The sequence below is a fragment of the Alicyclobacillus tolerans genome (assembly GCF_048984885.1).
GTDB classification, from domain to species: Bacteria; Bacillota; Bacilli; order Alicyclobacillales; family Alicyclobacillaceae; genus Alicyclobacillus_I; species Alicyclobacillus_I tolerans.
In genome coordinates this window covers 1,694,063-1,717,147 of record NZ_JBMGNK010000002.1, presented here as the reverse complement: position 1 = coordinate 1,717,147, position 23,085 = coordinate 1,694,063, and the positions used below count along the sequence as shown (strand labels likewise).

23 protein-coding genes and 1 pseudogene are annotated in these 23,085 nt (G+C 46.5%); 8 read left to right on the top strand and 16 right to left on the bottom strand.

The annotated features are described in order from the left end of the window. Window positions 1-27 precede the first annotated feature (27 nt). Window positions 28-768, bottom strand: coding sequence for an SDR family oxidoreductase (locus ACOJUR_RS08525; protein ID WP_420949752.1), 741 nt, complete (start codon window positions 766-768; stop codon window positions 28-30). Window positions 769-857: 89 nt separating this feature from the next. Further along, complete coding sequence (locus ACOJUR_RS08520) at window positions 858-1,784, bottom strand: alpha/beta hydrolase (RefSeq protein WP_420949751.1); 927 nt, start codon at window positions 1,782-1,784, stop codon at window positions 858-860. A gap of 213 nt (window positions 1,785-1,997) precedes the next feature. Here ACOJUR_RS08520 and ACOJUR_RS08515 point away from each other — a divergent pair, with 213 nt between their 5' ends. Then, the gene (locus tag ACOJUR_RS08515; protein WP_420949750.1) at window positions 1,998-2,279 is read left to right on the top strand and encodes a winged helix-turn-helix transcriptional regulator; all 282 of its coding nucleotides are present in this window, start codon (window positions 1,998-2,000) and stop codon (window positions 2,277-2,279) included. A gap of 571 nt (window positions 2,280-2,850) precedes the next feature. Here the strand turns inward: ACOJUR_RS08515 and ACOJUR_RS08510 are convergent. Next, a complete protein-coding gene (locus ACOJUR_RS08510; RefSeq protein ID WP_420949749.1) occupies window positions 2,851-3,693 on the bottom strand; it encodes an NAD-dependent epimerase/dehydratase family protein in 843 nt (280 codons plus the stop codon). Window positions 3,694-3,815: 122 nt separating this feature from the next. On the opposite strand from ACOJUR_RS08510, the gene ACOJUR_RS08505 reads away from it, so the two are divergent. The 4 genes and pseudogenes from ACOJUR_RS08505 (at window position 3,816) to ACOJUR_RS08490 (ending at window position 6,765) form a co-directional block, all read left to right on the top strand. Continuing rightward, entirely contained in the window at window positions 3,816-4,661 is an 846-nt protein-coding gene (locus ACOJUR_RS08505; RefSeq protein ID WP_420949748.1) for a helix-turn-helix transcriptional regulator, read from the top strand. Between the two features lie 429 nt (window positions 4,662-5,090). After that, window positions 5,091-5,357: pseudogene (locus ACOJUR_RS08500) on the top strand (DUF3888 domain-containing protein); the annotation flags it as partial. 285 nt (window positions 5,358-5,642) lie between these two features. Beyond that, on the top strand, window positions 5,643-6,020 hold the full coding sequence (locus tag ACOJUR_RS08495) for a MerR family transcriptional regulator (protein WP_420949747.1): 378 nt from the start codon (window positions 5,643-5,645) through the stop codon (window positions 6,018-6,020). A 1-nt stretch (window position 6,021) separates the two neighbouring features. Beyond that, window positions 6,022-6,765: an SDR family NAD(P)-dependent oxidoreductase gene (locus tag ACOJUR_RS08490; protein WP_420949746.1), complete on the top strand. Its 744-nt coding sequence runs from the start codon at window positions 6,022-6,024 to the stop codon at window positions 6,763-6,765. A 459-nt stretch (window positions 6,766-7,224) separates the two neighbouring features. On the opposite strand, the gene ACOJUR_RS08485 is transcribed toward ACOJUR_RS08490, so the two are convergent. The 3 genes from ACOJUR_RS08485 to ACOJUR_RS08475 are packed head-to-tail and all read right to left on the bottom strand — an operon-like array spanning window position 7,225 to window position 7,898. Next, window positions 7,225-7,350 (bottom strand): hypothetical protein, encoded by a 126-nt coding sequence (locus ACOJUR_RS08485; protein ID WP_420949745.1) that lies wholly within the window; start codon window positions 7,348-7,350, stop codon window positions 7,225-7,227. A gap of 17 nt (window positions 7,351-7,367) precedes the next feature. After that, complete coding sequence (locus tag ACOJUR_RS08480) at window positions 7,368-7,490, bottom strand: hypothetical protein (RefSeq protein WP_420949744.1); 123 nt, start codon at window positions 7,488-7,490, stop codon at window positions 7,368-7,370. A gap of 18 nt (window positions 7,491-7,508) precedes the next feature. Beyond that, on the bottom strand, window positions 7,509-7,898 hold the full coding sequence (locus ACOJUR_RS08475) for a DUF5694 domain-containing protein (RefSeq protein ID WP_420949743.1): 390 nt from the start codon (window positions 7,896-7,898) through the stop codon (window positions 7,509-7,511). 683 nt (window positions 7,899-8,581) lie between these two features. Between ACOJUR_RS08475 and ACOJUR_RS08470 the strand changes: the two genes are divergently transcribed. Then, window positions 8,582-9,454, top strand: coding sequence for a DMT family transporter (locus ACOJUR_RS08470; RefSeq protein WP_420949742.1), 873 nt, complete (start codon window positions 8,582-8,584; stop codon window positions 9,452-9,454). A gap of 418 nt (window positions 9,455-9,872) precedes the next feature. Here the strand turns inward: ACOJUR_RS08470 and ACOJUR_RS08465 are convergent, their stop codons facing one another. The 4 genes from ACOJUR_RS08465 to ACOJUR_RS08450 all read right to left on the bottom strand — a co-directional run bounded on the left by ACOJUR_RS08465 (window position 9,873) and on the right by ACOJUR_RS08450 (window position 12,481). Next, complete coding sequence (locus ACOJUR_RS08465; RefSeq protein WP_420949741.1) at window positions 9,873-9,980, bottom strand: DUF1653 domain-containing protein; 108 nt, start codon at window positions 9,978-9,980, stop codon at window positions 9,873-9,875. A 380-nt stretch (window positions 9,981-10,360) separates the two neighbouring features. Next, window positions 10,361-10,717 (bottom strand): hypothetical protein, encoded by a 357-nt coding sequence (locus tag ACOJUR_RS08460; protein WP_420949740.1) that lies wholly within the window; start codon window positions 10,715-10,717, stop codon window positions 10,361-10,363. 607 nt (window positions 10,718-11,324) lie between these two features. Beyond that, on the bottom strand, window positions 11,325-12,044 hold the full coding sequence (locus ACOJUR_RS08455; RefSeq protein WP_420949739.1) for a hypothetical protein: 720 nt from the start codon (window positions 12,042-12,044) through the stop codon (window positions 11,325-11,327). Between the two features lie 71 nt (window positions 12,045-12,115). After that, window positions 12,116-12,481: a hypothetical protein gene (locus ACOJUR_RS08450; RefSeq protein ID WP_420949738.1), complete on the bottom strand. Its 366-nt coding sequence runs from the start codon at window positions 12,479-12,481 to the stop codon at window positions 12,116-12,118. Between the two features lie 115 nt (window positions 12,482-12,596). Between ACOJUR_RS08450 and ACOJUR_RS08445 the strand changes: the two genes are divergently transcribed. Beyond that, the gene (locus ACOJUR_RS08445; protein WP_420950494.1) at window positions 12,597-13,883 is read left to right on the top strand and encodes an IS110 family RNA-guided transposase; all 1,287 of its coding nucleotides are present in this window, start codon (window positions 12,597-12,599) and stop codon (window positions 13,881-13,883) included. Window positions 13,884-14,652: 769 nt separating this feature from the next. Here ACOJUR_RS08445 and ACOJUR_RS08440 read toward each other — a convergent pair. The 4 genes from ACOJUR_RS08440 to ACOJUR_RS08425 form a co-directional block, all read right to left on the bottom strand. Then, window positions 14,653-17,490, bottom strand: a complete 2,838-nt coding sequence (locus ACOJUR_RS08440; protein WP_420949737.1) for a hypothetical protein — start codon at window positions 17,488-17,490, stop codon at window positions 14,653-14,655. Window positions 17,491-17,800: 310 nt separating this feature from the next. Further along, the gene (locus tag ACOJUR_RS08435; RefSeq protein ID WP_420949736.1) at window positions 17,801-18,031 is read right to left on the bottom strand and encodes a hypothetical protein; all 231 of its coding nucleotides are present in this window, start codon (window positions 18,029-18,031) and stop codon (window positions 17,801-17,803) included. Window positions 18,032-18,121: 90 nt separating this feature from the next. Then, entirely contained in the window at window positions 18,122-18,763 is a 642-nt protein-coding gene (locus tag ACOJUR_RS08430) for a hypothetical protein (protein WP_420949735.1), read from the bottom strand. A 198-nt stretch (window positions 18,764-18,961) separates the two neighbouring features. Then, the gene (locus tag ACOJUR_RS08425; protein ID WP_420949734.1) at window positions 18,962-19,972 is read right to left on the bottom strand and encodes an Abi family protein; all 1,011 of its coding nucleotides are present in this window, start codon (window positions 19,970-19,972) and stop codon (window positions 18,962-18,964) included. A 241-nt stretch (window positions 19,973-20,213) separates the two neighbouring features. Between ACOJUR_RS08425 and ACOJUR_RS08420 the strand changes: the two genes are divergently transcribed. Then, complete coding sequence (locus ACOJUR_RS08420; protein WP_420949733.1) at window positions 20,214-20,633, top strand: hypothetical protein; 420 nt, start codon at window positions 20,214-20,216, stop codon at window positions 20,631-20,633. A gap of 265 nt (window positions 20,634-20,898) precedes the next feature. Here ACOJUR_RS08420 and ACOJUR_RS08415 read toward each other — a convergent pair whose 3' ends face one another. Both ACOJUR_RS08415 and ACOJUR_RS08410 read right to left on the bottom strand, forming a co-directional pair. Next, the gene (locus tag ACOJUR_RS08415; protein WP_420949732.1) at window positions 20,899-21,201 is read right to left on the bottom strand and encodes a DUF3850 domain-containing protein; all 303 of its coding nucleotides are present in this window, start codon (window positions 21,199-21,201) and stop codon (window positions 20,899-20,901) included. Window positions 21,202-21,513: 312 nt separating this feature from the next. After that, entirely contained in the window at window positions 21,514-23,025 is a 1,512-nt protein-coding gene (locus tag ACOJUR_RS08410) for a hypothetical protein (RefSeq protein WP_420949731.1), read from the bottom strand. Window positions 23,026-23,085 lie beyond the last annotated feature (60 nt).

Genomic DNA, 23,085 nt, shown 5'->3' with positions numbered 1-23,085 from the left:
TAAAATTCACTTGTGTCGTGTGACAGTTCAAATAAATCCGCCATTCACAAAAATCGTTTGACCTGTCACCCACTGTGACGCCTCACTTGCCAGGAATAGAACAACATCTGCAATGTCTTTCGGTTCACCTATGCGGCCAAATGCATTTGCTTTGCCAACCGCAGCGATTTGCTCCTGTGTTTTGCCCTCGGTGAACAAATCTGTGTTGACCGGACCGGGCGCGATTGCATTGATTGTGATCCCTTTCGGTCCAAGTTCCTTCGCCAATTGGCGTGTAATCTGCTCCACAGCTCCCTTGGTTGCAGCGTACGCACTATAGGTAGGGAACATCTGACGCGTGACCGATGTCGAAAAGTTAATGATTCTTCCACCCTCCCGCATATGTCTGGCAGCTTGCTGGGCAGCAAAGAAGGTCCCTTTTACATTCACGTCCATCTGTCTGTCATATTCGTCCTCTGTGATTTCAAGAAAGGGCTTCGTCAGCATGATTCCGGCATTATTCACCAAAACGTCTACTCTGCCAAAGTGAACTATAGTTTCCTTAAACAAACTCTCGACCTCGGCAACCTTACCGACATTCGCACGAATGGCGATAGCTTCTCCACCGGTTTGCTCGATTTCTTCAACAACCCGCTCTGCGACCACACGGTTAGTTAAATAGTTAATAACTACCTTCGTTCCAGCACTGGCTAGCTGCATGGCAATGCTGCGACCGATTCCTTTGGACGATCCCGTTACAATCGCTACTTTCTCGGAAGTTTTGTGCATATTGAATTCCTCCCTGATATTCATACTTGCGCAACATCTCGTGCGAAAGGGTGTAACAGTTGTTCCGTGCCTACTAAAATAGCGCCACTTTAGGCACGGAATACCTGTTTCAATGCTTGAATGGCTTGACTGACCGCTACTTTTGCCTGGTCATAGGCACCCGAGGCTAGATAAAACCCGTGAACCATTCCGTCATACCGCGTCAGTTCTACTGGTACGCCCGATGCATGAAGTCGTTGTGCGTATTGCTCTCCATCGTCGCGCAGCGGATCGTACTCTGCCGTGATAATCAACGCCGGTGGTAGACCAGACAAATCTGATGACGATAAGGGTGAAGCATATGGATTGTTCCCGTCCTCGACATCGTTCAAATAATTGTGCCAGAACCACTTCATAGTTTCAGTGGTCAGTCCATAGCCAACTGCATTTTCAATATAGGACTGAGAATCAAATGCATAGTTCGTTACCGGGCACAACAAGAGTTGAAATAACGGCAACTGAACATATTGGTCGCGAGCCATGAGCGCAACGGCAGCCGCGAGATTACCACCAGAACTGTCTCCACTGACTGCGATAACGGATGGTGTAACATTCAGCAATGTTGAGTTGTCACATACCCACAGATAAGCTGCGAATGCGTCGTCGGTTGCAGCAGGGAACTTGTTCTCGGGGGCCAAGCGGTAATCTACCGACACAACCACACAATTCACCTCGTTGGCAATTTGACGACAAAGCACATCTGCCGTATCCAAATCCCCTAGTGTCCATCCACCGCCGTGATAGTAAAGCAACGCTGGAAATGACCCTTCACCCGTAGGTGTATAAATACGGACACCAATTTCTCTGTCCGGTCCTGGGATTAGGCGATCCTCTACGTTTCCAACCGCTTTTATCGGACCCGGGTCAGGATTCAGGTCAATTTTTCTGGCCTGCTCGATGGGTAGCTCATAGAGTGGACGAATCCCTGCGTGTTTCAGTTTGTCAAATACCGACTGTACTTGTGGGTCTAGTGACATACGTAGAACCTCCCTGAGTTGAGTGTTTGTTGTTCCCGACCGCCGTTCTCCTTCCGTTCGGCCGGTACGAGGTGGTTAACATCCTCCGATGAAATGGAGTATACTAGCTTAGGGTAACAAGGATAAGTACGCACCTTTTTGTAACGTAGTATCGATTTAGTAACTATAATCAAATGAGGTGATGATTTGAGTAGATGTCCTGTAGAAAGAACGATGTCAGTCGTTGGAGGCAAGTGGAAGATGACCATCCTCTGGCGTTTGGCTCGAGACACGAAACGGTTCAATGAACTTCAACGCTCAATTGAAAACATTACACGCAAAATGTTAACGGAACAATTAAGAGAACTAGAACGCGATGGATTTGTCCTACGGACCGTCTATAGCCAAGTTCCTCCAAAAGTTGAGTATTCATTAACCGACTATGGAAAAACGTTTATTCCCGTTATGCAGGCAATGGCTCAGTGGGGCTTAACTCATCTAGATAGCGAGGCTTAGCTTTTCGTCATAAAGGACACGCAGTGGAGATTCGTGAGTTATCATGAACGAGGCTCAGCTCCATACGCAAGGGAGCCATGCTCATTCCATCCCACCCGTATTATCCAATGATTTCGGGTGTTGCAGTTGACCACGCTTCTGACATGGCTTCGCTTTCGCTGACCGTAGCAGTTCTTTGAGGATAGCCCCGCATCTTGGGAGGTTGGTTCCCCCTCACGGGTACATTGTTAGATGGGCTTCAAACCCTGGGTCTGCTCAGACCCAACACATGCCATCCTAGCCTTGACAAGATGAGGTACTCGCTAACCACCAGAATTGGTGGCTTCAACACATAGCGCTCATGGCGCACTGCATATTTCATGCTTCGATAACGACGTAACCCAGATAATTCCTTGTTAGATATTTATGCACACTTGGGAGCGAATCCTTCTTCGGGATCAGCCTCCTTATGTGCAACAGACTCTCTGCATCGATAGTCAATGAAATGTGTTTACAGGAAGTATCAGATTCTCCTGTCGACCATTGTAACGGTGCTCAGATATCGCTCATTGCTACTATAGGCATCAGTGGATTACAACGCGCCTGCATATTTCGCTGAAAGAAAAGAAGGAAAAATCGGACGATAATTTAATTCCTCCCTTATACGCGTTGTATCGACCACCATTTGCCACGGGTTGAATTCCTGTTGATTCGATTCTTGTGGGACTTCACTATTATGAAACTGGAATAACTCGCTCACTGAAATTGGAGCATCGTCGGCAACATTATATATTCGCCCATCAACCCCTTGTACGGTAGCAGCGAGATGCAAGGCCTGACTTACATCTGCATGGTGTACCATGTGGAAACGCTGAGCAGGATTCCAGTTCTTCATCATTGGGAGAAATTCGGTGATATGCGGGTCGCCGTCACCATATACAAACCCAAGTCTTACGATGCGCAGTCCTAACCCCTGCCCTCGATAAAGCTGTAGTAGGGCTTCTTCCGCAGCAACTTTGGTTTGAGGATATGGCATGGTCGGCCTTAATAGATCATCTTCGTGGTTAGGTCTTGAATGATGACCAGCTCCATATACCAAACTAGTGCTGGTAAAAATAAACCTTGGCACATCGGCCCTCAATGCAGCATGTGCTAACTCGATACTTGCATCGATGTTTGACCTTCTCGCGGTGTTTTCGTCAACACCGCGGAACTGCGCTGCTAGGTGTACCACAGCATCTGTGCCTTGAAGAGTGTTACCCCAGCTTCCCGTTTGCAAGAGATCGCCTTCTAACACTTCAGCCCCTAACTGCTGTAACCAATGCGCATTTGCAATATCCCGAACCAAGCACTTAACGTGATGTCCTTGCTGCAACAATCGGCGGACAAAGCGACTTCCAACTTTACCTGTAGCTCCTGTTACAAAAACGTTCATTGTTTGAATCCTCCCTAGTGGTTTCAGTACTATACACAGGAAGTATGACACGATTTGTCTCTGGTTTCCCTCCTTCGTTTATCGTACGATTGAAAGTGTCAGGATAAGGAGGTGCATCGGAAGTGTTGTCACCCAGAATCTCGTTAGGCGAGTTTTTACGTTCACGTCGAGAACGACTCGTGCCTGAAGATGCAGGCCTACCATCCCATGGACGCCGACGGACCCCTGGACTTCGTAGAGAGGAAGTCGCTCAACTCGCAAATATTGGAACATCTTGGTACACATCTTTGGAACAAGGCAGAAGCGTGAATCCTTCAGAGGACGTTCTCAACAACATTGCAACCGCGTTGCAATTAACTGAAGATGAACGTCGCTACCTTCACCTTCTAGCACGACCAGTAGAACAGAGCAAACTTGAAACTTCCGAACTTAGTGTTGCTCTGAAACGGACCATAATCGCTCTTGACCCTAATCCCGCATTCATCATGGAGAAATGGTGGGATTTGCTGTTTTGGAACGAAGCCGCTGAACTTGTTTTTCGACTACCGTCGTTCTCGACCAATATACAACAAGGCCCCAATTGGCTGAGACGATTTTTGACGGATCCCGAACTTAAATCGAACACGAGTGACTGGGAAAATAAAGCAAAGATCATGATTGCAAACTTTCGCACAGATTACGCTTTCTACTCTAACGACGAACACTTCAAAAATCTGATTGAAGAATTTACCCAAGTCAGTGTCTTGTTTCGCGAAACATGGCCACGACATGATGTTCAAGTCGTTACCGATTGTCACAAGCAGTGGCATGACCCACGTATCGGGGAAATGGAGTTCGAACATGTAGTCTTGCAACCGTCAACGGAGTTGGACGTAAAGATAATGATTTATACCGCTTCAGCAGAGACGGCTAAGCGTTTAGCAAGCTTAAGGAGGGGTTCGAGTAATCTGATAAGTTTCATAGAATGAACTGTTAAAGGCATCGGTCGCTCAAATTTCTCATTTCTGTTCGGGTAGCTCTGCCCTCCTTGCGATACCCTCGCATTGAATACTCCTGCTTCTTTAGTGCCATAACAGTCGCCAACCATTATCGTATAATTATGGATCGGAGAGCCTTGGTCCACAACGACAGTTGACCGATCAGGTTCAAGAACGAGTAATAAACACGCATACAAAATGCCTAAATTGCCCAACCTCTTCCCCGAGGAGGCTGAACGTGAAAACGATAATGGCATTGTTGGGGATAGTGCTTACCCTTGGACTATCACCTGCTGTTGCTGAGGATAGAGTGATAACTGTTCAAGGGCAGACACGAGTGAAGTTTTACAGAGAGATTTTCTTATCACCATGCTTTCTCCATATATCCAAAAAGCAATAGATTAACATTATCATGGAACGTCACGCCAATATGATCTGTACCAAACGCAGATAAGAAGCATCAAGCGTCTGTGTAATAAGGGGCAGTTTTATTTTCAAACCACAGTGCTGGTTGAAACATGGACTGGGCCAAAAAATCCCCCCTTCGGATTAGAGACCATCATTTTGACTTATGAACCCAATTCAACTCACCCGTACGTTCCTGGAATTTGTATTGTAGAATTCATGCACCAAAACGAGGTGGAACCAATTCTGACGAATCGTCATAACTGTCCACCTCACCACTGAACCGTTGTCACGCTCTGTCGCTCTTCTGCTTCTCATGTACAGCAAGACGTGGGTCCTGTCCGTTGCATGTATATGCAGGCCTGACAGCAAACCTCTGTCAGGGACTTGCCCCGTTAAATGGAGAAGGCATTTTGCTAAAAGCCCTCATGGTGTTCGGACAGTAGTGATTTAGAATGGCTCAGAGTTAAGAATGCTTGTCCTGTGACTTATTGTTGACTTAAACCTTGGTTTAAGTGGTAGACTAGTCCCTGTCGACGAGGAAACAATAAATTTGGAGGTCTCCAGGTGAAGTGTTATTCAATTGGCGAAGTAGCAGCCAAGTTCAATATACCAGAATCAACGTTACGCTATTACGAGAAACAAGGCTTACTGCCACTAATCGAGCGTGATGAAGCTGGTAGGCGGTTATTTTCAGAAGATCAAGTCGCTCTACTTGCCACCGTTATTTGTTTGAAAACCACTCACATGCCCATCAGTGGAATAAAACAGTACATGGATTGGGTTGTAGAAGGAGACAGTACCATTGATTTGCGACTTGAAATGATGAGGAATCACAAGGACAAGGTATTAGATGAGATTTTTTGGATGACAGAATCCCTAAAAAGGATTGACGAAAAGATAGAGCGTTACACAAATCGTACTCAGGAAAGGAATAATGATTAACATGAAAAGAGCATTAGTAACTGGGGCAAACAAGGGAATCGGGTTTGAAATCGCTCGCAATCTTGGAAAGCGTGGCTATGACATTCTCGTCGGGGCGCGTGATGAAGCCCGTGGGCAGGCAGCAGTCGAAAAACTTGCCGCAGAAGGTATATCAGCGACGTTCATCAAGATTGATTTGAATGATCTTGATAGCTTGCACACAGCAGCTAAAACGATTGATTCGCTCGATCTATTGGTTAATAATGCTGGAATTCCTGATAGTGTCAAGCCTGGGCGCGCGGCGCTTGACCTCACAAAGCACACATTTGACTATACAACTGAGGATTTGCGTACGACGATGGAAACGAATTTTCTAGGCACACACGAACTCATAAAAAACCTGCTGTCATCTCTGACAGACAACGCGAAAATCGTCAACATCACCGTTCCGATTTCGCCTACCGACTTTTGGCACCCACTCGCTTACATCACGAGCAAAGCAGCACTCAACGTGATGACGCTGACTTACGCTTACGAGTTTGAAAAAATGGGTAGCCACCGCCAGATTTTCGGCATCATGCCTGGCGCTGTCGCGACCGACTTGAACGGCATGGAAGCTGGTGCACACGGCGGCTTCGTCAAATCTTCCGAAGCCGCTGGACAGATGAGTGCCGACATTATCCTGTCTGATAAGAATCAAAATGGCCAAATCATTCAGTACGATGGAAAGATTGTCTCAGATTATGAGATTCAGCTGAGAGGCTAGAAACATCAAACTCTGTCAGTGATACGACTTCGGCTACCACCTTTAGTTACATAGCGAAAATCTCAAGGCGCGGTATGGGTATTCGGATACCATTAGGTACTTTACCTTGCTCCGGTAGAAATCCGTGCTTGCAGTCCTCGCAGATGGTCGGAATGCGGCTCTTGTTGGCCTTTCATCCCCATCCTTGTACCTTGCCACCGTGGGCCTCCCTGCAGAAACTCGCGGTGGCACTGCGAGCAGTCAAAGGGCATGAGACTGTCTGCCTTAGTCCATATGGTACTATGATGCATCAATCTACTTTCCAGCCTCTTGTTACAGTAGACTGCGCCGTTAACGTTCTGGTAGACCTTATCCTACCCACTATCTGGATAGAATCGCTCTTGGACATTCCTCTCCTATGTTCAGCAAGGGGCAGCCGTATTCACTGTTTATTGATTCATTAAAAGGGCTTGGTACTTGCTACAGGTACTCTGTGACAGGAGCTAGCTTTGCTTCACTGCCAGAAAGAAACTGAGTTAATAATGGTGCATGCCCTTGACAATAAATGACAAGCCATCGCTCATTTTCATCCATGGTGTTATCCATGAAGTTACAGTTGATGGTTAAGTTACGCTCGTACCAACGCGAAACCCAATTCGGTTCGTATCGTCGCCAACTTGCGTCATCACCAAGTAAAGCTGATCTGCCATTCGAAGGGTGTCCGGGTCATTCAACCAACGTTGCACTTCCCGAATACCCCCTGTCTACAAACGAATTTTCATTTCACTGAAGAATTTCTGTCCTAGATTATTCAATTCCTCATGAAGATCTGGACAACATTCTTCTGCAAACTCAAATACATGCCCGATGGTTAACTCGCTTGATTCGTTCTGATAGTCAATTGCGTAAACACGCTTGTGTCCCAAACTCTTAGCAGTTCGGAAACCCAGCTGATAAACTTCGTTATGCGGTAATATCAAATCATTTTGTACAAAGTCTGAATACTCCTGATCGAGACCTAATTGTTCGGACTGTAGCTGCTCAACTGCAATTTTTGTAGGAGAGAAGTCAATTAAACGGCTAATCAACTCGGAGATTTCCTGCTGGCGGTTTTCTGTTGTAATATCGTCTTTGACCCTGAATTGATTGGACACATCATTGAAGTGATATACACCCAGGAACATTGCTTCCAGAGTATGAGCCTCCGCTCTATGCACTTTACCTCATTATAGGGTTGATGTTCGTATTGCAGATAATTGCCCGATAATAACATAATCCGAAAAATTCCTTGGTTTATATTTATGCACAGATGGGAGCAAATCCTTCTTGGGGATCTGGTGTTAGGCTGTAATAATAGACACAACGAATCGAGAATATGAAAATAAATAAATTGATGCGAGGTGTCTACAGTGGCGAAGCATTACCACAACGACTTTAAGCCCAAGACTATCAAATTGGTTGTAGAGAAAAGGAAGCCCACCTCCCCCAGGTTGAACATGACCTTGCCATCATCCCTAAGCCTCTGCAAGGTGCAAACGGATGCGAAAATACAGGATTCTTGTTCGCTTGTTGGCGTATAATTATTCGGAGATGAAGATTTGAACGTTATTCGGCTGTTGGACAGATAAGTTCAATATGAATTCTCATAAATTTTACGATATTCCGGGTTGGGAATGTTTGGAAAAATCGAGCTGAGTTCGGAGGTGAAAGCCTTGGGATTTGACTCATTATTTGAAAACGATGTTCCCTCATTCCTTCGCTAATGAGCGAAGGGAGCAAAATAATTATCTCTTCGCCAGTGGATAAATACATGTCCAAATATGACGGAGGGATCTTGATGAATTCACGCTATTTAGGCGGCTTATATATGGCGCTTGCCGCAAGTATATGGGGCGGAATGTATGTCGTAAGTAAGATTAACCTTGCAATTATGCAGCCCATGGAACTTGTCTGGCTCAGGTACGTGGTTGCCCTGATTACGCTAGGAGTTTGCATCGTACTTACGAAGCAATCTTGGAAAATTAGGTGGAGACATTTCCCGCTTATAGCTGCTGTGGGAATTGTGGGGTATGCAGTGTCCATCTGGACGCAGTTTCTTGGAACAAAACTTTCGACGGCACAGATGGGAGCCATGATTACATCGGCAACACCTGCTTTTATGGTGGTATTTGGTCTTCTACTGTTGAAGGAAAGGATCAACGTACGGAAAGCATTTTCCGTTGGACTTGCCACGATAGCTGTTCTCATGATTGTTGGTGTAGGAGGGTTAAATCATTCGTACAAACTTGGTGGCATGATTTTATTCATTGCTGCTATCACGTGGGCACTAATGTCCGTTTTGGTTAAACAGATTCCGAACCATTACTCACAATTGACGGTAACCTTTTACGCCACATTTGTAGCTACGCTGCTCATTACTCCGTTTGCCGTCGCACAGTTGGTGCATACACCAGCTAGTTCGTGGCAACAACCAAGTATATGGGGCGGGGTTCTATATTTAGGGGTTGTTTCTACAGCGGTTGCGTTTTTCTTGTGGAATAAGGGATTACAAATGGTTGATGCGTCATCTGGAGGATTGTTCTTCTTCTTTCAACCACTTGTCGGTACGTTTCTAGGTTGGTTAATTCTTGGCGAAGAAGTTGGAGTGACGTTTTGGTTAGGTGCGGCACTGATTGTCATCAGCGTTTCTCTAGTTTTACAAGATTCTTAAGAAACATCTGCAATGAGCGGCAGACAGTATCTGTCGCTCATTTTTGTACAAGGAATTGCTGGACTAAAGTGCGGATTAATAAAGCAAATCGACTCTTCATTAATAAAAGTGGTACTTTGTGCCCTGCTGAATGACGCTGTTATTTAGATTAGACAGCGTCATTCAGCAGGCCCTATGATAAACATACTGCATCGAAAATTACAAATCAAAACATAAATAAAGTTGTATGGTGTAAATGAAATGCCTACCATATAAGAGAACCCGTTTGATGCACTGGCAATGGAAGCCCTTCGAGAAGATGACGAGTGTAAAACCGTTACACTGGATGACATACTAAAGCATGAAGGACTTTCTATCGACAACAACGCTGAAAGATAGGGATTAACCAAAAGATCAACGACATATTTGTCGATAATTTCTAAGTTTCGGACAGCGAGTGTGGTCTCGCCCAAACCGAACCGTTCGGCGCACGGTAGACGACCAAAGTTCCTAAAGTCCCAGAGTGTTTGGCTTTCCCGTTTAGCACTGATTAAGTTTCGCCGTTTTTTAGGTTCTTCCAATTCATTGTCATTTGTTACCACCGTTCTTTCAAACTTCCTCAAATCTACGCATAGGTAGGTGTGACGTTGAATTCCTACTTCGTTGAGGCTACCTTTGTGATAGCAGGTCTTACATCCTCCCTGGACTTTTTTCGAATGATCCACTTGATAACCTTGTTCTGCAAGCCTTTCTCATTTCCGCACGATTTTCAGCGATCTTTTGCACGTACTTCTGAAAATGTTCGTTGCACGCTGGTAGCGAATCGCCATCGACATATACTTTGCGGTTGTTCTCTACAGCAGCAAAGCAAAAACTGCAAAGTTGTGTGTTGTTGAACATGGCTTTCGCCACCTCCATCGCACATGATTACCTTTCCACCGGCACTTTCACCGTCTCGCCCGCCTGCAAATCCTTGTACCGCATCGTCATCCACGAAAACGCCGCCATCACATGGTTAGGATCATAGCGTTCGCAAAGTCCCCACAACGTATCTCCTGGCTCTACCGTGACGGTAACGGTTCGTGGATGCGAGGGTAATTGGCGGCTCCACAAATTCACGATGCCAAAGGCCAACGATGTCCCTGCCAAACTGACCATCACCCCCGCTATGGCCAGTTGCACCAACACCTTCCACCGTGAATGTGTTGACTCTGCAGAAGTTACAACAACCATCGGCTGATCGGATCGCCAGTGCCTCGTTTCCACTGCATCCCCACGTCCCACGACACCCACTCACCCTTCATAAAAAGAAATAAATATCTTTTTTAGAATTTATTTCTATTCAAGATCGTTGAGCATTATCGCTCGACAACGATAGGGTGTCAACGGCTTTTTTGATTCAAGTGGCCCTTGTAGCAATGAAAGAGGCGAAGCTCGCGTGAGCTTCGCCATTCATCGACTTCTCAGTGTCCTTCATTTTTCATCCGGAACATGGAATTTGTCAGGCAAATATATTCTGTTAATGAGACTAGCCAAAGCCCACGGCATCAAGAAAAAATCGCCCAATACCGCCAAAACACATAAGGTAATGATGAGCACCAGCCAGAAAACAGCCAGCGAATTCAAGAGAACAAGCGGTCGGAGATATTTCCCCAGACTCTCTCATACCTACCCTTCGTAACATTCCCCAATTCGCTTTTTGCCTCACCCAAAACACGGTCTGAAAGAAAAGCCAGGCCACACATATGGCAAGCCATCAATAGATGCCTGTAATGAAAAAGTACAGACAGCAGATATGAAAAAGCGAAGGTGATGAACCATTGCTAAGGCTGTCGAAAAGTGAGCGCTATGAGTGCTCTTTTTCGACAGTCTAAAATTTTTGCTTTAATTTTCAGTTAAAGTAACGATATATCTTGATACTGTTTGCGAATGCTATTAATTGTTTCTTGTTCATTTGAGAAGCAAAAATAAGCCATTGTCCACCGTAATTGAAATATAATATGGTTTCATTCGATTGTGAAAATACATGCATAATTTGTCCGGATTTTAATTGGTATTTTTGTCCTATTGGTAAATTTACAAAATTCAAGGGAACTTGAGCTATATTAATTAAAATTTTCGGTGTATAGAATTCTGCAAAATGTCCTACCTTATATGCATTTGCTAGAGAATACATCATGTTAGCGTAGGGGTTTGCTAGTTCATTATTAGGTGCTGGATTTTGAAGTATAGTACCTAATACTCCTCTTAATATCCACTTCTGATTTGTATATTCTAGTATTAATATGTAGTCAATATTTTGAGGATAAATTTTTGGAATCTGTATTCTAACAATAGATAAATTACCAATATTGATATCATTTATAATATTTTTATTATTTGCATGAACGATTTCTCCGTCAGATAACTTCCAAGTCATGGCAGCTTCTGCAGCTTGAATAGGGTTTTTAATAGTCGAGGGTATATTATATCCAGTACTAGATTTGATAAAAATTGTTGGTTGGGGAGAATCATTAGTTTTGTGATTAATCTGAGCTGATGGTGTACACCCCGATAAACTTAAAATTAATATGATTGCTAAAATGTAATGGATATATTTCAAACCCAACACCTCAATACTTCAAATTTTTGTCTGCGTTCAATATCATTAAACGCAGACACATTGAGTAAGGTCATTCAAGCTTATGGGTTTGGAGATGTAGGACTCGTGACTCCAACAATTTCGTTATATCTCGGACTATCAACAGTAATCCACTCATTACTTTGTATAACTCCATTTGAATTTACATAAGCATAATCTCCATACCATTGCGAACGTGCATATCCGAATTCATACCAGGCATAGTAATGCGAAGGTACCACCAGAGAAGTTTCAAGGGTATAAGTTTGGTCTACACTAGTATCTACATTATATCCAATAGTGGCATGAATAGGTCCCCATCCACCATTTAGAGATCCGGAAGCTGTAGCGGAATCACTAACCGTCTTTGAACCTGACCAATCATACGTTGAATCAGAATCTGACGCATTATAATAAACAGGAGCCATTCCTGTAATGAATTAATTTCGGGTTTGAAACAAAAAGAGCGCCTCCTGTATGCTGGGTTCCGAATGCAGGACATTCATTCCCTAATTGAGGAGGACGCTCAACGTGAAGTATAAGATGCAACAGAAGCAAAATCAACGAATCCAACAAATTACCGACGCTACCATCATTGTGGGAGCGGACATTGCGAAGCAAACGCATGTAGCGAGAGCCATTGATTTTCGTGGAATTGAGCTCGGTAGAGAGTGCGTTTTTAGCAATGACGATGAGGGTCTGACGAAACTCGTAACGTGGATGACGGAGTTGCAACGGCTGCACGGCAAGACGGATGTCGTCTTTGGCGTTGAGCCGACCGGACACTACTGGTTCCCGTTAGGTGCCTTCATTCAAGACTTGAACGTTCGATTCGTGCTCGTGAATCCGCATCACGTCAACAAGAGCAAAGAGTTGGAGGATAACTCGCCGACGAAGAACGACTACAAGGATGCTAAGGTCATTGCGAATCTCGTGAAGGACGGCAAGTACACCGAGCCCAAACTCCCAACAGGTGTCTATGCGGATTTACGAATCCTCATGAACCTGAGGGAAAAGGTTATGGTGAATCTAGGTCAGGTGCAGCGGCGGATACAGAACTGGCTCGACCGGTTCTTTCCGGAATACACCCAGGTGTTCAAGGATTGGGAAGGCAAGGCATCTCTCATTACACTGCGTGAGTCTCCGTTTCCACAGGACCTCGTCTTACTAGGCGCCAGTGAGATTGTGAACCAGTGGAAAAGTGGCGGTGTGAAACGGGCTGTCGGTATAAAGCGAGCAAAACGGCTCGTAACAGCCGCTGAAAAGTCCATTGGTCTGAAAGAGGGACTCAAGGCTGCTCGGTTGGAACTGACGGCTCTACTGGAGCAATACGACATGTTCACTCGGCAACGTGACGAAATCATGGCTCAGGTGGAGCAACTGCTCAACCAGATTCCAGGCACTGACGAGATGCTGAGTGTACCAGGGATGGGTGTAACGACACTTGCTGGCTTCCTGGCTGAAGTCGGTGACCTTCAGGGATATGACCATGGGCAGCAGATCATTCGGCTTGCTGGACTCAATTTGAAAGAAAACAGCTCTGGCAAGAGAAAAGGGAAAACTGGCATCTCTAAACGTGGACGCTCACGGCTGAGGGCACTTCTATTCCGAGCGATATTACCGATGGTAGCTACGAATCCAGAGTTCAAGGCTTTGCACCATTACTATACGACACGAACATGCAATCCCTTGAAGAAGAAACAGTCGCTCATTGCGCTGTGTGGAAAGCTCATTCGTGTCCTGCACACATTGGGGACAAAGCAAGTACCGTACAACTCTGAAGATTTACTGGGACCGCTTCGGAAGTCCCAACTACAGATGGCTGCTTAACTGATTCAAACTCGTACTTCAACTTACTCGCTTGTGAGACACGATGAAAGACCAAGACAAACGAAAGCACGGATAAGCCGTAGTAACTATTCCATAAGGGCAACGACCCAGCAAAGGAGCAAGAAACGGCATCCACCCCTTGAGAGGTAGAACGAAGGAATGTGAGGGCATAGACCCAGTGTGACATGGGAGGGTAAACCGCAAGGGAACGTGTGGACATCCAAAGGTGCGAACATCATTATGTTCCATGTATTGGTAAATTAACGCCAATCTCTGTTCCTGCCACGGAGTATCCGTTTGAAAATTGGCACATCTAGCATTCTGGCAATCCCTCTCAAATTGTCAAGGTGCGTAATCGTGAGAATGAGAGAGTAAATAGAAGAAAACATTAATTTATAGTGGGAGTATAAGTTTGCTGAATAAATTCGTTACTACTTTGTTGAGTATCGTCTAAAAATTCGTATCCAGCTGGTCCTACAATTGTATTTGGATCGATACTTGAAGATGCATTAATCGATGCTGAAGACCCTTTTATATAATGTAAATTTAAACTGCCAATAGAATTTGTTTGTGCTAAAACAGTCGAGATTCCATAATTAAACAATCAAACTCGATAGGCGGCTGAAATATGTTAGCACCTGCATTATGATGCTGTTTAACCATGTCACTCCAATAAAAGATAACAGTACGAAAGTTACTTTCATTCTTTTCATTTAAAATTAGCTTCTTTTTTGCCATAACATTAGACGAAGGTTTATCACCTTCGCCCTCATTTCAACCACGCTTCCATGTTCTTCGGCACCGCCAGACCGCCGTTGGGTGTATACCCTGCACCTTTGCCTGCCGCCACTGCTTTATCATAGAGCGTGACAATCTGTTTCATCCATGCTGGCGTAAGACCCCAGCCGTTGAAAAACCACTTGGGATAGTTGTACTCCGTCATCACATCCGGGATACTGTAGGTCGCCGTGCCGTTCGGGAAGTGCAGTGTGACCACGGCGTTGATCTTCGTGTCGTCCTCCTGCACCACACTGTAATCCGGCGACAGGCTCCACCTGGACATCTCCGGCTGTCCGTTGGCGTTGATGGTGTGTTTCGGCGTGATCGGCGTCAGTCCCATAAACACGTCATAGCCAGAGAGCGGCGGGTCGTTGAAACCCTGCATCTGGGTGAAACCCATCCGCAGCGACTTGCTGAAATACACGGGTTCCTGCCAGGTTCGCTTGGAACCATCCGGATTGACCATCGTAAAGGTGACGGTGGCACTGTCCGGCAACGCATCCGGACTGCCCATCCACACCACACGGAATGAGAACCCGGCTCCCGGCCTCAAAAATCCCCAAGGCCTCGGGTAATAGGGATTCATGTACCCGTGATAATCTTCCATCTGGTGCGTCTGACGGTCATAGCCCGGGATGGTGGAGGAAATCTGATTATCCTGCGGCCCGCCTTTGCCCTGCATGTTCTGCCAGCCCGGCCAGCCGTGCGCCGCATCCATCGCGTCCCATAACTTTTCCGCCGACCCCATCGCATACGAATACGGATTGACGATGGTTGGATTGTCCCATTGATTCGCCGGTATCGGCAGCCACATGTGTCCCGGATAGCCCGGATCATAGACCAGTCCGGAAATCTGGCCATCCTTGTAGATACTGGGATACATCTTCGTATACTCCCGGTACACGTTGTAGCAATACGGCACCTGATGCCGATTCTTCCCTGTGCCCACCCACTTGTAGCCTTCCGTGGGGATCACTTCTGTCCAATGAAACACCTGACTGCCTGGTGTTCCGTCGTTGGTGTAGTATTCATCGGTGTCATACGCCACACCGCAATAGGTGGACGGCGGAGGCGATGGCGGTGAAGGGTTCCCCCACGTCACCTGAACGGGTTGGGACGTGGCGATGGCTTGTCCAGTGCTGGTGGAGACGATTTCCGCCGTGAACTGGTCCGTCAGATTGCCGTAGTACGTGGCCTCTGTGGAAAACTGGGTGGCGTCCTTCGGGCTTTGCGCCTGACTGGCGCCGTTTAAGGTGTTGTCCGCACCATCATCCATGATCTCCACGGTATAGTTCCCTGGTACCTGTCCAATCACCTGTGCGGTCAGGGTACTGCTGCTGCCCGATGGCAGTTGGGTCGGTGTGGCGGAGAGCGTTACTTTCGGCACGTTGGCCCCACCGGTCACGGTAAACGTTTGACTGACAGGCGCAGCAAACGTACCCACGTCATCCCCCGCGTACAACGTCACCGTATACGTGCCGGGTGCCAGATTCTTCGTCTGGATCGGAACGCCTTTGACCAGATTGCCACCTGACACAACGTTTCCCCCGCCTCCGTTGACGGTGAAGTTTTCCGGGTTGCCGCTGCTATCCTCGCCCTGAGCATCGTGCGTACCGTTTACCAGGTCTCCATTGATGTAGGTGTTTTGCATGCCGGAGGGTACCGCCCCGCCGATGGTGACGGCGTTAAACAGCGGCGATCCGTAGTCGCTGGGTGTTCCCACGCCGCCACCAGCCACGGAGATCATGCCGCCCGTCAAGCCATTTTGCGACATGTACCACGAGTCCTGCGGCCCCCACACCGTATAGTTGACCCCCTGCGGCGTAGCGCCGATGGATTGAAATGCGGCCAATTGCCCGTCTGGAAACACCAGATTGTTGACACTTTGTCCCTGACTGTTCGTCACGTTTAAGTATTCCAGGTGGGACGTTTGATACCAACTGCCCAAAGACACCTGGTCAAACGCGAACACCACCGAACCTTGTGGCACGTCCCCCTGAATGCGGCTGCTCCCTGTGCCGCCCCAGAGCGGCAAGCCGTTGTTGCTGTACCCTAGCCCCAGTTGCGCCGTGACATTGGGCTTCACCATGACAAACTGAGTGCCGTCATTCTGGTCTTTCGTGTTCTCATCCGCCGTAGGTATAAACGCATCCCCCGCCTGCTGTACCAGGTACGACAGGTTGACGAGGGTTTCGCCGGAGGAGGAGGAACTGTAGAGATGGGAACCAGTCGTAAACCAGTCATCCCGGATTTCCGGGTAAGGGTTGCTCGCATCAGGCGTAGCATCGTGGTAGGTGATATAGTTTGGGCTTCCGTTCAGCGTCTGTATCCAGGACAGCAAATTGGTGCCGATGGGCTGATTCGGTTGGGCAGGCTTTGTGTTGTGCGGAGCAATGAAGAGATACCCGCCGCCCTGGTTCACCGGAGCGCCCGTGGCTGTCTTCGTTTCCTGAAAGTGCATGTACGGCACAGGTGCGCCGCTCCCTTGCATCGTGGCGATCTCGACACCCACGTTCGCATCACTCGGGTTGCTCGGATCGGCAAACTCAAACGTCGCGCCGTTGGCTCCTTGTGTGGTGGGGTCTAATTGAATTTTCTTATTCTCTAACTTCAACTGTGTGCCCCCGGTGATGGTGTACGAGGACGTGATGGTGCCAGGCGTTCCCACGACATACCCGGTGCCTGGAGCCGGGTAGGAAGCGCGGGCGTGTTCAACCAGATAGACCGTGCCGCCCACTACAAGAAATACGCCCACACTCCCCAAAGCAATCCAGTGTGACCTGCGCCGAGGAAGAAACTGTCGAAACTGTCGAAACTGTCGTTCCATACGTAAAACACCACATCCCTTTCTCTGTTTACTTTTCAATTTTATGGAATCCTTGCCAGAAAGTATAACATACTTTTTCTGGAATGTGTCGAGTCTCTTCGACAATAGAGAAAGGGGCGAAGGAAACGTGTTACCGTTTGGCTGAAAGACGAGTGAAGGGAACTTCGAAGCGAACACAAAAAGACTCGGCATCTACGGCCCCTATTCACCTGGCATTCGCATTTTCGAGTGCGGGGCGGTTCGTCTCTCTCTGAAAAAAAAAACGACCGCCGCGAACCTGAAACGGTTTCAACGGCGGTATTATGTGCGATTAAGGATGGCGCCAAGTCACCATTTCCCACTGAAATCCATCATTGTTCGGCGTTGGCGAAAGTTTCAGCACATTCGCCTTTGGAGGCGGCAGTACGGCTTCGGCTAACAACCGAATGTCGTTTTCAGTGATGACGCATTGAGTTGAAGCGACCGGTTTCAGCCAATCTTCTGGACAAGCATACAAATTTCCTTGTTCGTCGCGGAAAAACACCTTGTATCCGACATCCACGCTTTCTCCCCCCTTTAGCCTTGACGGAAGCAGGGGCGCAGCAAGAAGTCTTACCTTTGAATAACACTAAAAATGTCAACCGTTCAGCACTTATTGCCATTCGACAACAAATTGGCCTTGGCTGTCTACTTTACAAGCAAATGTAGGTGCAAAACCGTTCGGCTGCCACACTTGATTAGCCTGCATGACACCACTGCTGATGCCTACTCCCCAAGATGCTACCCCTTTAAACATCAGTGTAGATGGCGTAAAACCTGTGCGGTCGTAGCTCTGCCAGTCGTTGGTGAAATAATTGTAAGACGCTGTTGTTTCATTTTGTGGTGCATATTGCCATGTTTGACCGCCATTGGTGCTGAACGGTGTGTCAGTTGGTTGTGTAGCACTAGTACTAGTTTGTACACTAATCCACGGCGCTCCCGCCGTAAAGTCGTTCTCTGTCACTCCTGGCATCGTCGCCACAATCTCGTTGCCCTCGATTTTCACCACAATCTGATTGAACCACTTCATCCCCGCGGGGGAGACGAGTTGAGGCGAATTCCCAAAAGGAAGAATCTTGTATGTGTTTGGTGCGATCTCCTCATACCCCTGATAATTCATCTTCAGATTTTGAACAATTTGCTGTAGTTGTCCTACCGTTAAATCGCTGTTCGGTGAAACGTTGGCCAATCCGTTATCCACGTTGAAGGCTTGCTCAAACGGGTTCACTATAAATAGGAAAGGAGTTGGACGCATCCAACTCCTAAGGTATAAGTCCGCAAACTTATACCCCAATTCTTTATCAGCATATGTGTTCGCCGTACAATTTATGCACGACACCACCCAAAACCAAAAGAAGCTGGACGCATCCAGCTTCTAAGGTATAAGTCCGCAAACTTATACCTCAATTCCTGGCTAAATTATAACAGCATATTGCGATTAGAGCAAGTCTAATCAGCGTTTAACGAAAGTTCGTAAATCGTTAATTTTGCTTGACGTGTCAGGGTGAACTACCTGCGAAAAGATCGCTGAGTTAACACCTTTCTTTAGATCATTAAGGGTTCTTTCGTAGGAACTAATGAATCCCAAGATTTCTGTTTTAGGAATTTTGAGCTTTTTCAATAGGTACGATGCAAGAACAAAATAGTCAACGATCGATTTGAAATTTGCATATCTCACACCAACATCATGGATGAGACATACCTCTAACGGTCTTCCGATATCAGTATTTCTAAAACGTGTATCGAAGACAATGTCATTGTGTGCGACCGCATTTCTAAGGTCTTTTATCACGTAAACAATTTTATAAGGAAGTGTAGAATTCGTATCACCAGACGTATCCAAGCCCAAGTAGTCTGAAATCAAATTTCTAGTTGGCTGGTTCAGACAGGAAATAAACGTACCAAAATCGCCGAGCGTCAATGTTTCAAATATTGCCCATACGGGTACATCTGTATACTTGTTATTATGGTAAAAGTGTGTAATCACTTTCTTACCGTGAGTTCTCTTGGTTTCCGTGTCATAAGCCCTTTGCAAGGAGTGGTGTATTGTATTCTGAAGTCTGAGCTTCTTAGATTGCATATCTCTTCGATCTCTGTAGGAAGTACCCGTTGGTGCTCCTTGAAATCCTGGAATAAGCTTAGTGAAGACTGCATTGATGTCGCGAGAATCCGCTTGCTTTAATACAATTTCAAGTACGATGTTTTTAAGGGCTGTTTCAATAAACATCAACTGGGGGTAAAATAAGGACTTGATGCTATTGTCGTATTTAATAAGGGCAATCACTTCCGTATAATCAGTGAATGGAATTCTATTTGAAGGGGAATTGAAAAAACGATATCCCTTATAACCATGGAAATAACCATGGTTGACGAGTTGTCGTTTCTGATAACTACCATGTATATCTATTCCAGAAGCTCTCAAATGCTTCATTAAACCGTTGGTTGTGAGATAGTTTTTTGACACACTTACCCTTCCTTCGCCGTATATCGAAGTCCTGAAAAATCGGTACGTTACTACGAACTTATGAAGATTTTATCACAAATCACGTTTCTCTTCCCATAACACGATTTATGGATTTGGGGACACTATTAGTAGAATGTTTAGAATGAATCGCCTAGGTGAATTTCGTATCGCACGTCGGCTAACAGGTAATAAGGAAATCTTATGGAATGCCATGAAAAACGACCAAACGTTTCGCTTGTTTTTGGAGGGGTGGCATTACCAGTGGTTGAGGGACTATACACCGCTATCCAATGAACTGGTTTCGGCAATATTTGAAGAAACACAGGGGATATCGGATTTGGTGATCAAGCTATACCTCTATGTCCAACAATTCTCTATTGAGGGCGGCTTTGAGGTGATTACTCGCGAAATCATAAGAAAGGTCGCCAAGGATCACTTCAGGCTCATGAAACCCATGCTCGATTCGTTGAAGACGGGTAATCCTTATAAAATTGCCCAATTTGATGATCTGAGAATACTGGATGCGAAGGAACGGGCATCATCACCACATCCCACACCGCCAGTTCAAAAGAGGACGAACGGTGTGAAAAAAGAAACGAAAGCAACGAACCCGCCCCCAATTATAGAGAAACCAAAGAGAAACGTTGATTATAGGAAGTGATGGCGCATTGAGTTGAAGCGACCGGTTTCAGCCAATCTTCTGGACAAGCATACAAATTTCCTTGTTCGTCGCGGAAAAACACCTTGTATCCGACATCCACGCTTTCTCCCCCCTTTAGCCTTGACGGAAGCAGGGGCGTCGAAAGGAAGCGGACGAAATCCATGGAATACCTTTATTGGATGGGATGTGGATAAAATAGTGTGTCCTTACTTGCAAAAAAACTATGGATTTTTTGGCTATTAGGATTATCGTGTTGAAAAGTAATTCAAAACCTAATCTCCATTTCTGCTGGTTCAATGGACATGGCAATGTATCCTTCTGGCACGAACGGTTGAGCATCAAGGATATGTGTCACTCGATAGAATATCGCTTCACCAAGTTCATTGGTTTCAGGATTGTATCGGATGAGCCATAACACGTCTCCAACCTGAAATACACGGTCACGCTTGCGAATTTCAACCTTCTTGTCACCAGATTTAACAGCGTCAAAGTATTCTGGCCATGTCTTCAGTTGGTGCAGTCTAATGTCTCCATGGTCAGTCGTGAATACAGTAGCTTCTTGTATCAAGTTCATAATCTCCTTTCTCATTTCAACACGGTATTCCGATTAGCCGATTTTTTAAAGGTGAAGAGATTAAGTGTGCTGTCACTCAAAACACGCTTGCCTCATCTCACATAAATTCTATATGTAAAGATGAAGGTGGATTTTTTAGTGACCCGAAATGGAAGAACTGCCCTTTATACAAAGAAACTCACTGATGATTAGAGTGGATTTGATAGGTGGCCGCCCCCTGATGGTTTTTTGAGATCAGAGGGCGGTTGTCATTTTGCACTGAATTTCCCGGTAAAGTTGACACTAAAAATGTCAACCGTTCAGCACTTATTGCCACTTAACACCGAATTGACCGTTTTGAACACCACAGATAAAGGTAGGTGCAAAACCGTTCGGCTGCCACACTTGATTAGCCTGCATGACACCACTGCTGACTCCAAAACCTGCTGTAGCTAGACCTTTCATCATAATGGTTTTTGGCGTAAACCCAGTACGGTCATAGCTTTGCCAGTCATTCGTGAAGAAGTTGTACTCTGCTGTCGTTGTATTCTCCGGTGCTACTTGCCATGTTTGACCGCCATCGGTGCTAAACGGTGCAGGTGTAGGAGTAGTTGCGTTTGTACTAGTTTCCGCACTAATCCACGGCGCTCCCACCGTAAAGTCGTTCTCTGTCACTCCTGGCATGGTCGCCACAATCTCGTTGCCCTCGATTTTCACCACAATCTGATTGAACCACTTCATTCCCGCGGGGGAGACGAGTTGAGGCGAATTCCCAAAAGGAAGAATCTTGTATGTGTTTGGTGCGATCTCCTCATACCCCTGATAATTCATCTTCAGATTTTGAACAATTTGCTGTAGTTGTCCTACCGTCAAATCGCTGTTCGGTGAAACGTTGGTCAATCCGTTATCTACATTGAAAGATTCTTCGTAGGAATTTAACGTCCAACCAGAACCTTGAAACCATCCATCATCTTCTACTTCGTTTGAAATGGCTTCCGTTGGAGCAATCCCCTGCAAGTCCGCCACCATCTCATTCGCCATCGTGAGGGTCACGGGCTGATTGGCTCCCCAAAGCGTACTGGTTTCGGGTTTGAAGAGACCATAATTATCCGCCCCATTTGTCCATACCTTCACCAAAGGCCAGTCACTCTGCGGCACATCAGTAAACGGGTCGGTTCCTGCGTTAGCAGGAGGAGCAAATTCGTGAACCGTCTGTCCACCATCAGGCTCCGTCATATTCGCCGCCGCCCATCCCCCAATCATCTCTACCATGTCCAGCTTCGTCGCTGGCGCACTGGAGCCTGTGCCGCTACTTTGCATCCCCGCAGGCAGATTGAATGTGTACGCCAGATGCGTGCCGTTCCAGTCCTCTGTGACACCCAGGCGCTTCACCACTTCGCCCAGATAGTAAATCGGCACATAGCTGGTGTAGATACCGCTCGCTGGGTCTTTCGCCACAAAATACGGCGCATACGCCACCACCTGACCGTTGATCACAAACGCCATCTCGTTTTCAGCCATCGTGTTTTGCACCTTGGGCAAGTTCGTCATGTTGAGCGATACGCTCCCCGGCACACTGATGGATAACTCTCTCGTGTTCCCGTTCCAATCGGCCGACAACCCCGAAATCTCACCCAAAGCTTCATTGATATAATAGAGCGGCAGCGCGGACGTCAGACTCCCCGACCACGGATCCGTCACCACCAAATGATCCGCTGCATTCACATAGTTGTCGTTCCAGGTAATGTCCGTGTACGCGTACTGCGGATTCATCACATTCGGACTTTGTGCTGCCATCACGGTCGTCGGTGCAGCCACCATCGACGCAGATAACGCCATCACGACCAGTATCGCTTGCTTTTTCATCGTCGCATGCCTCGCTTCCATGAAATTTCGTTT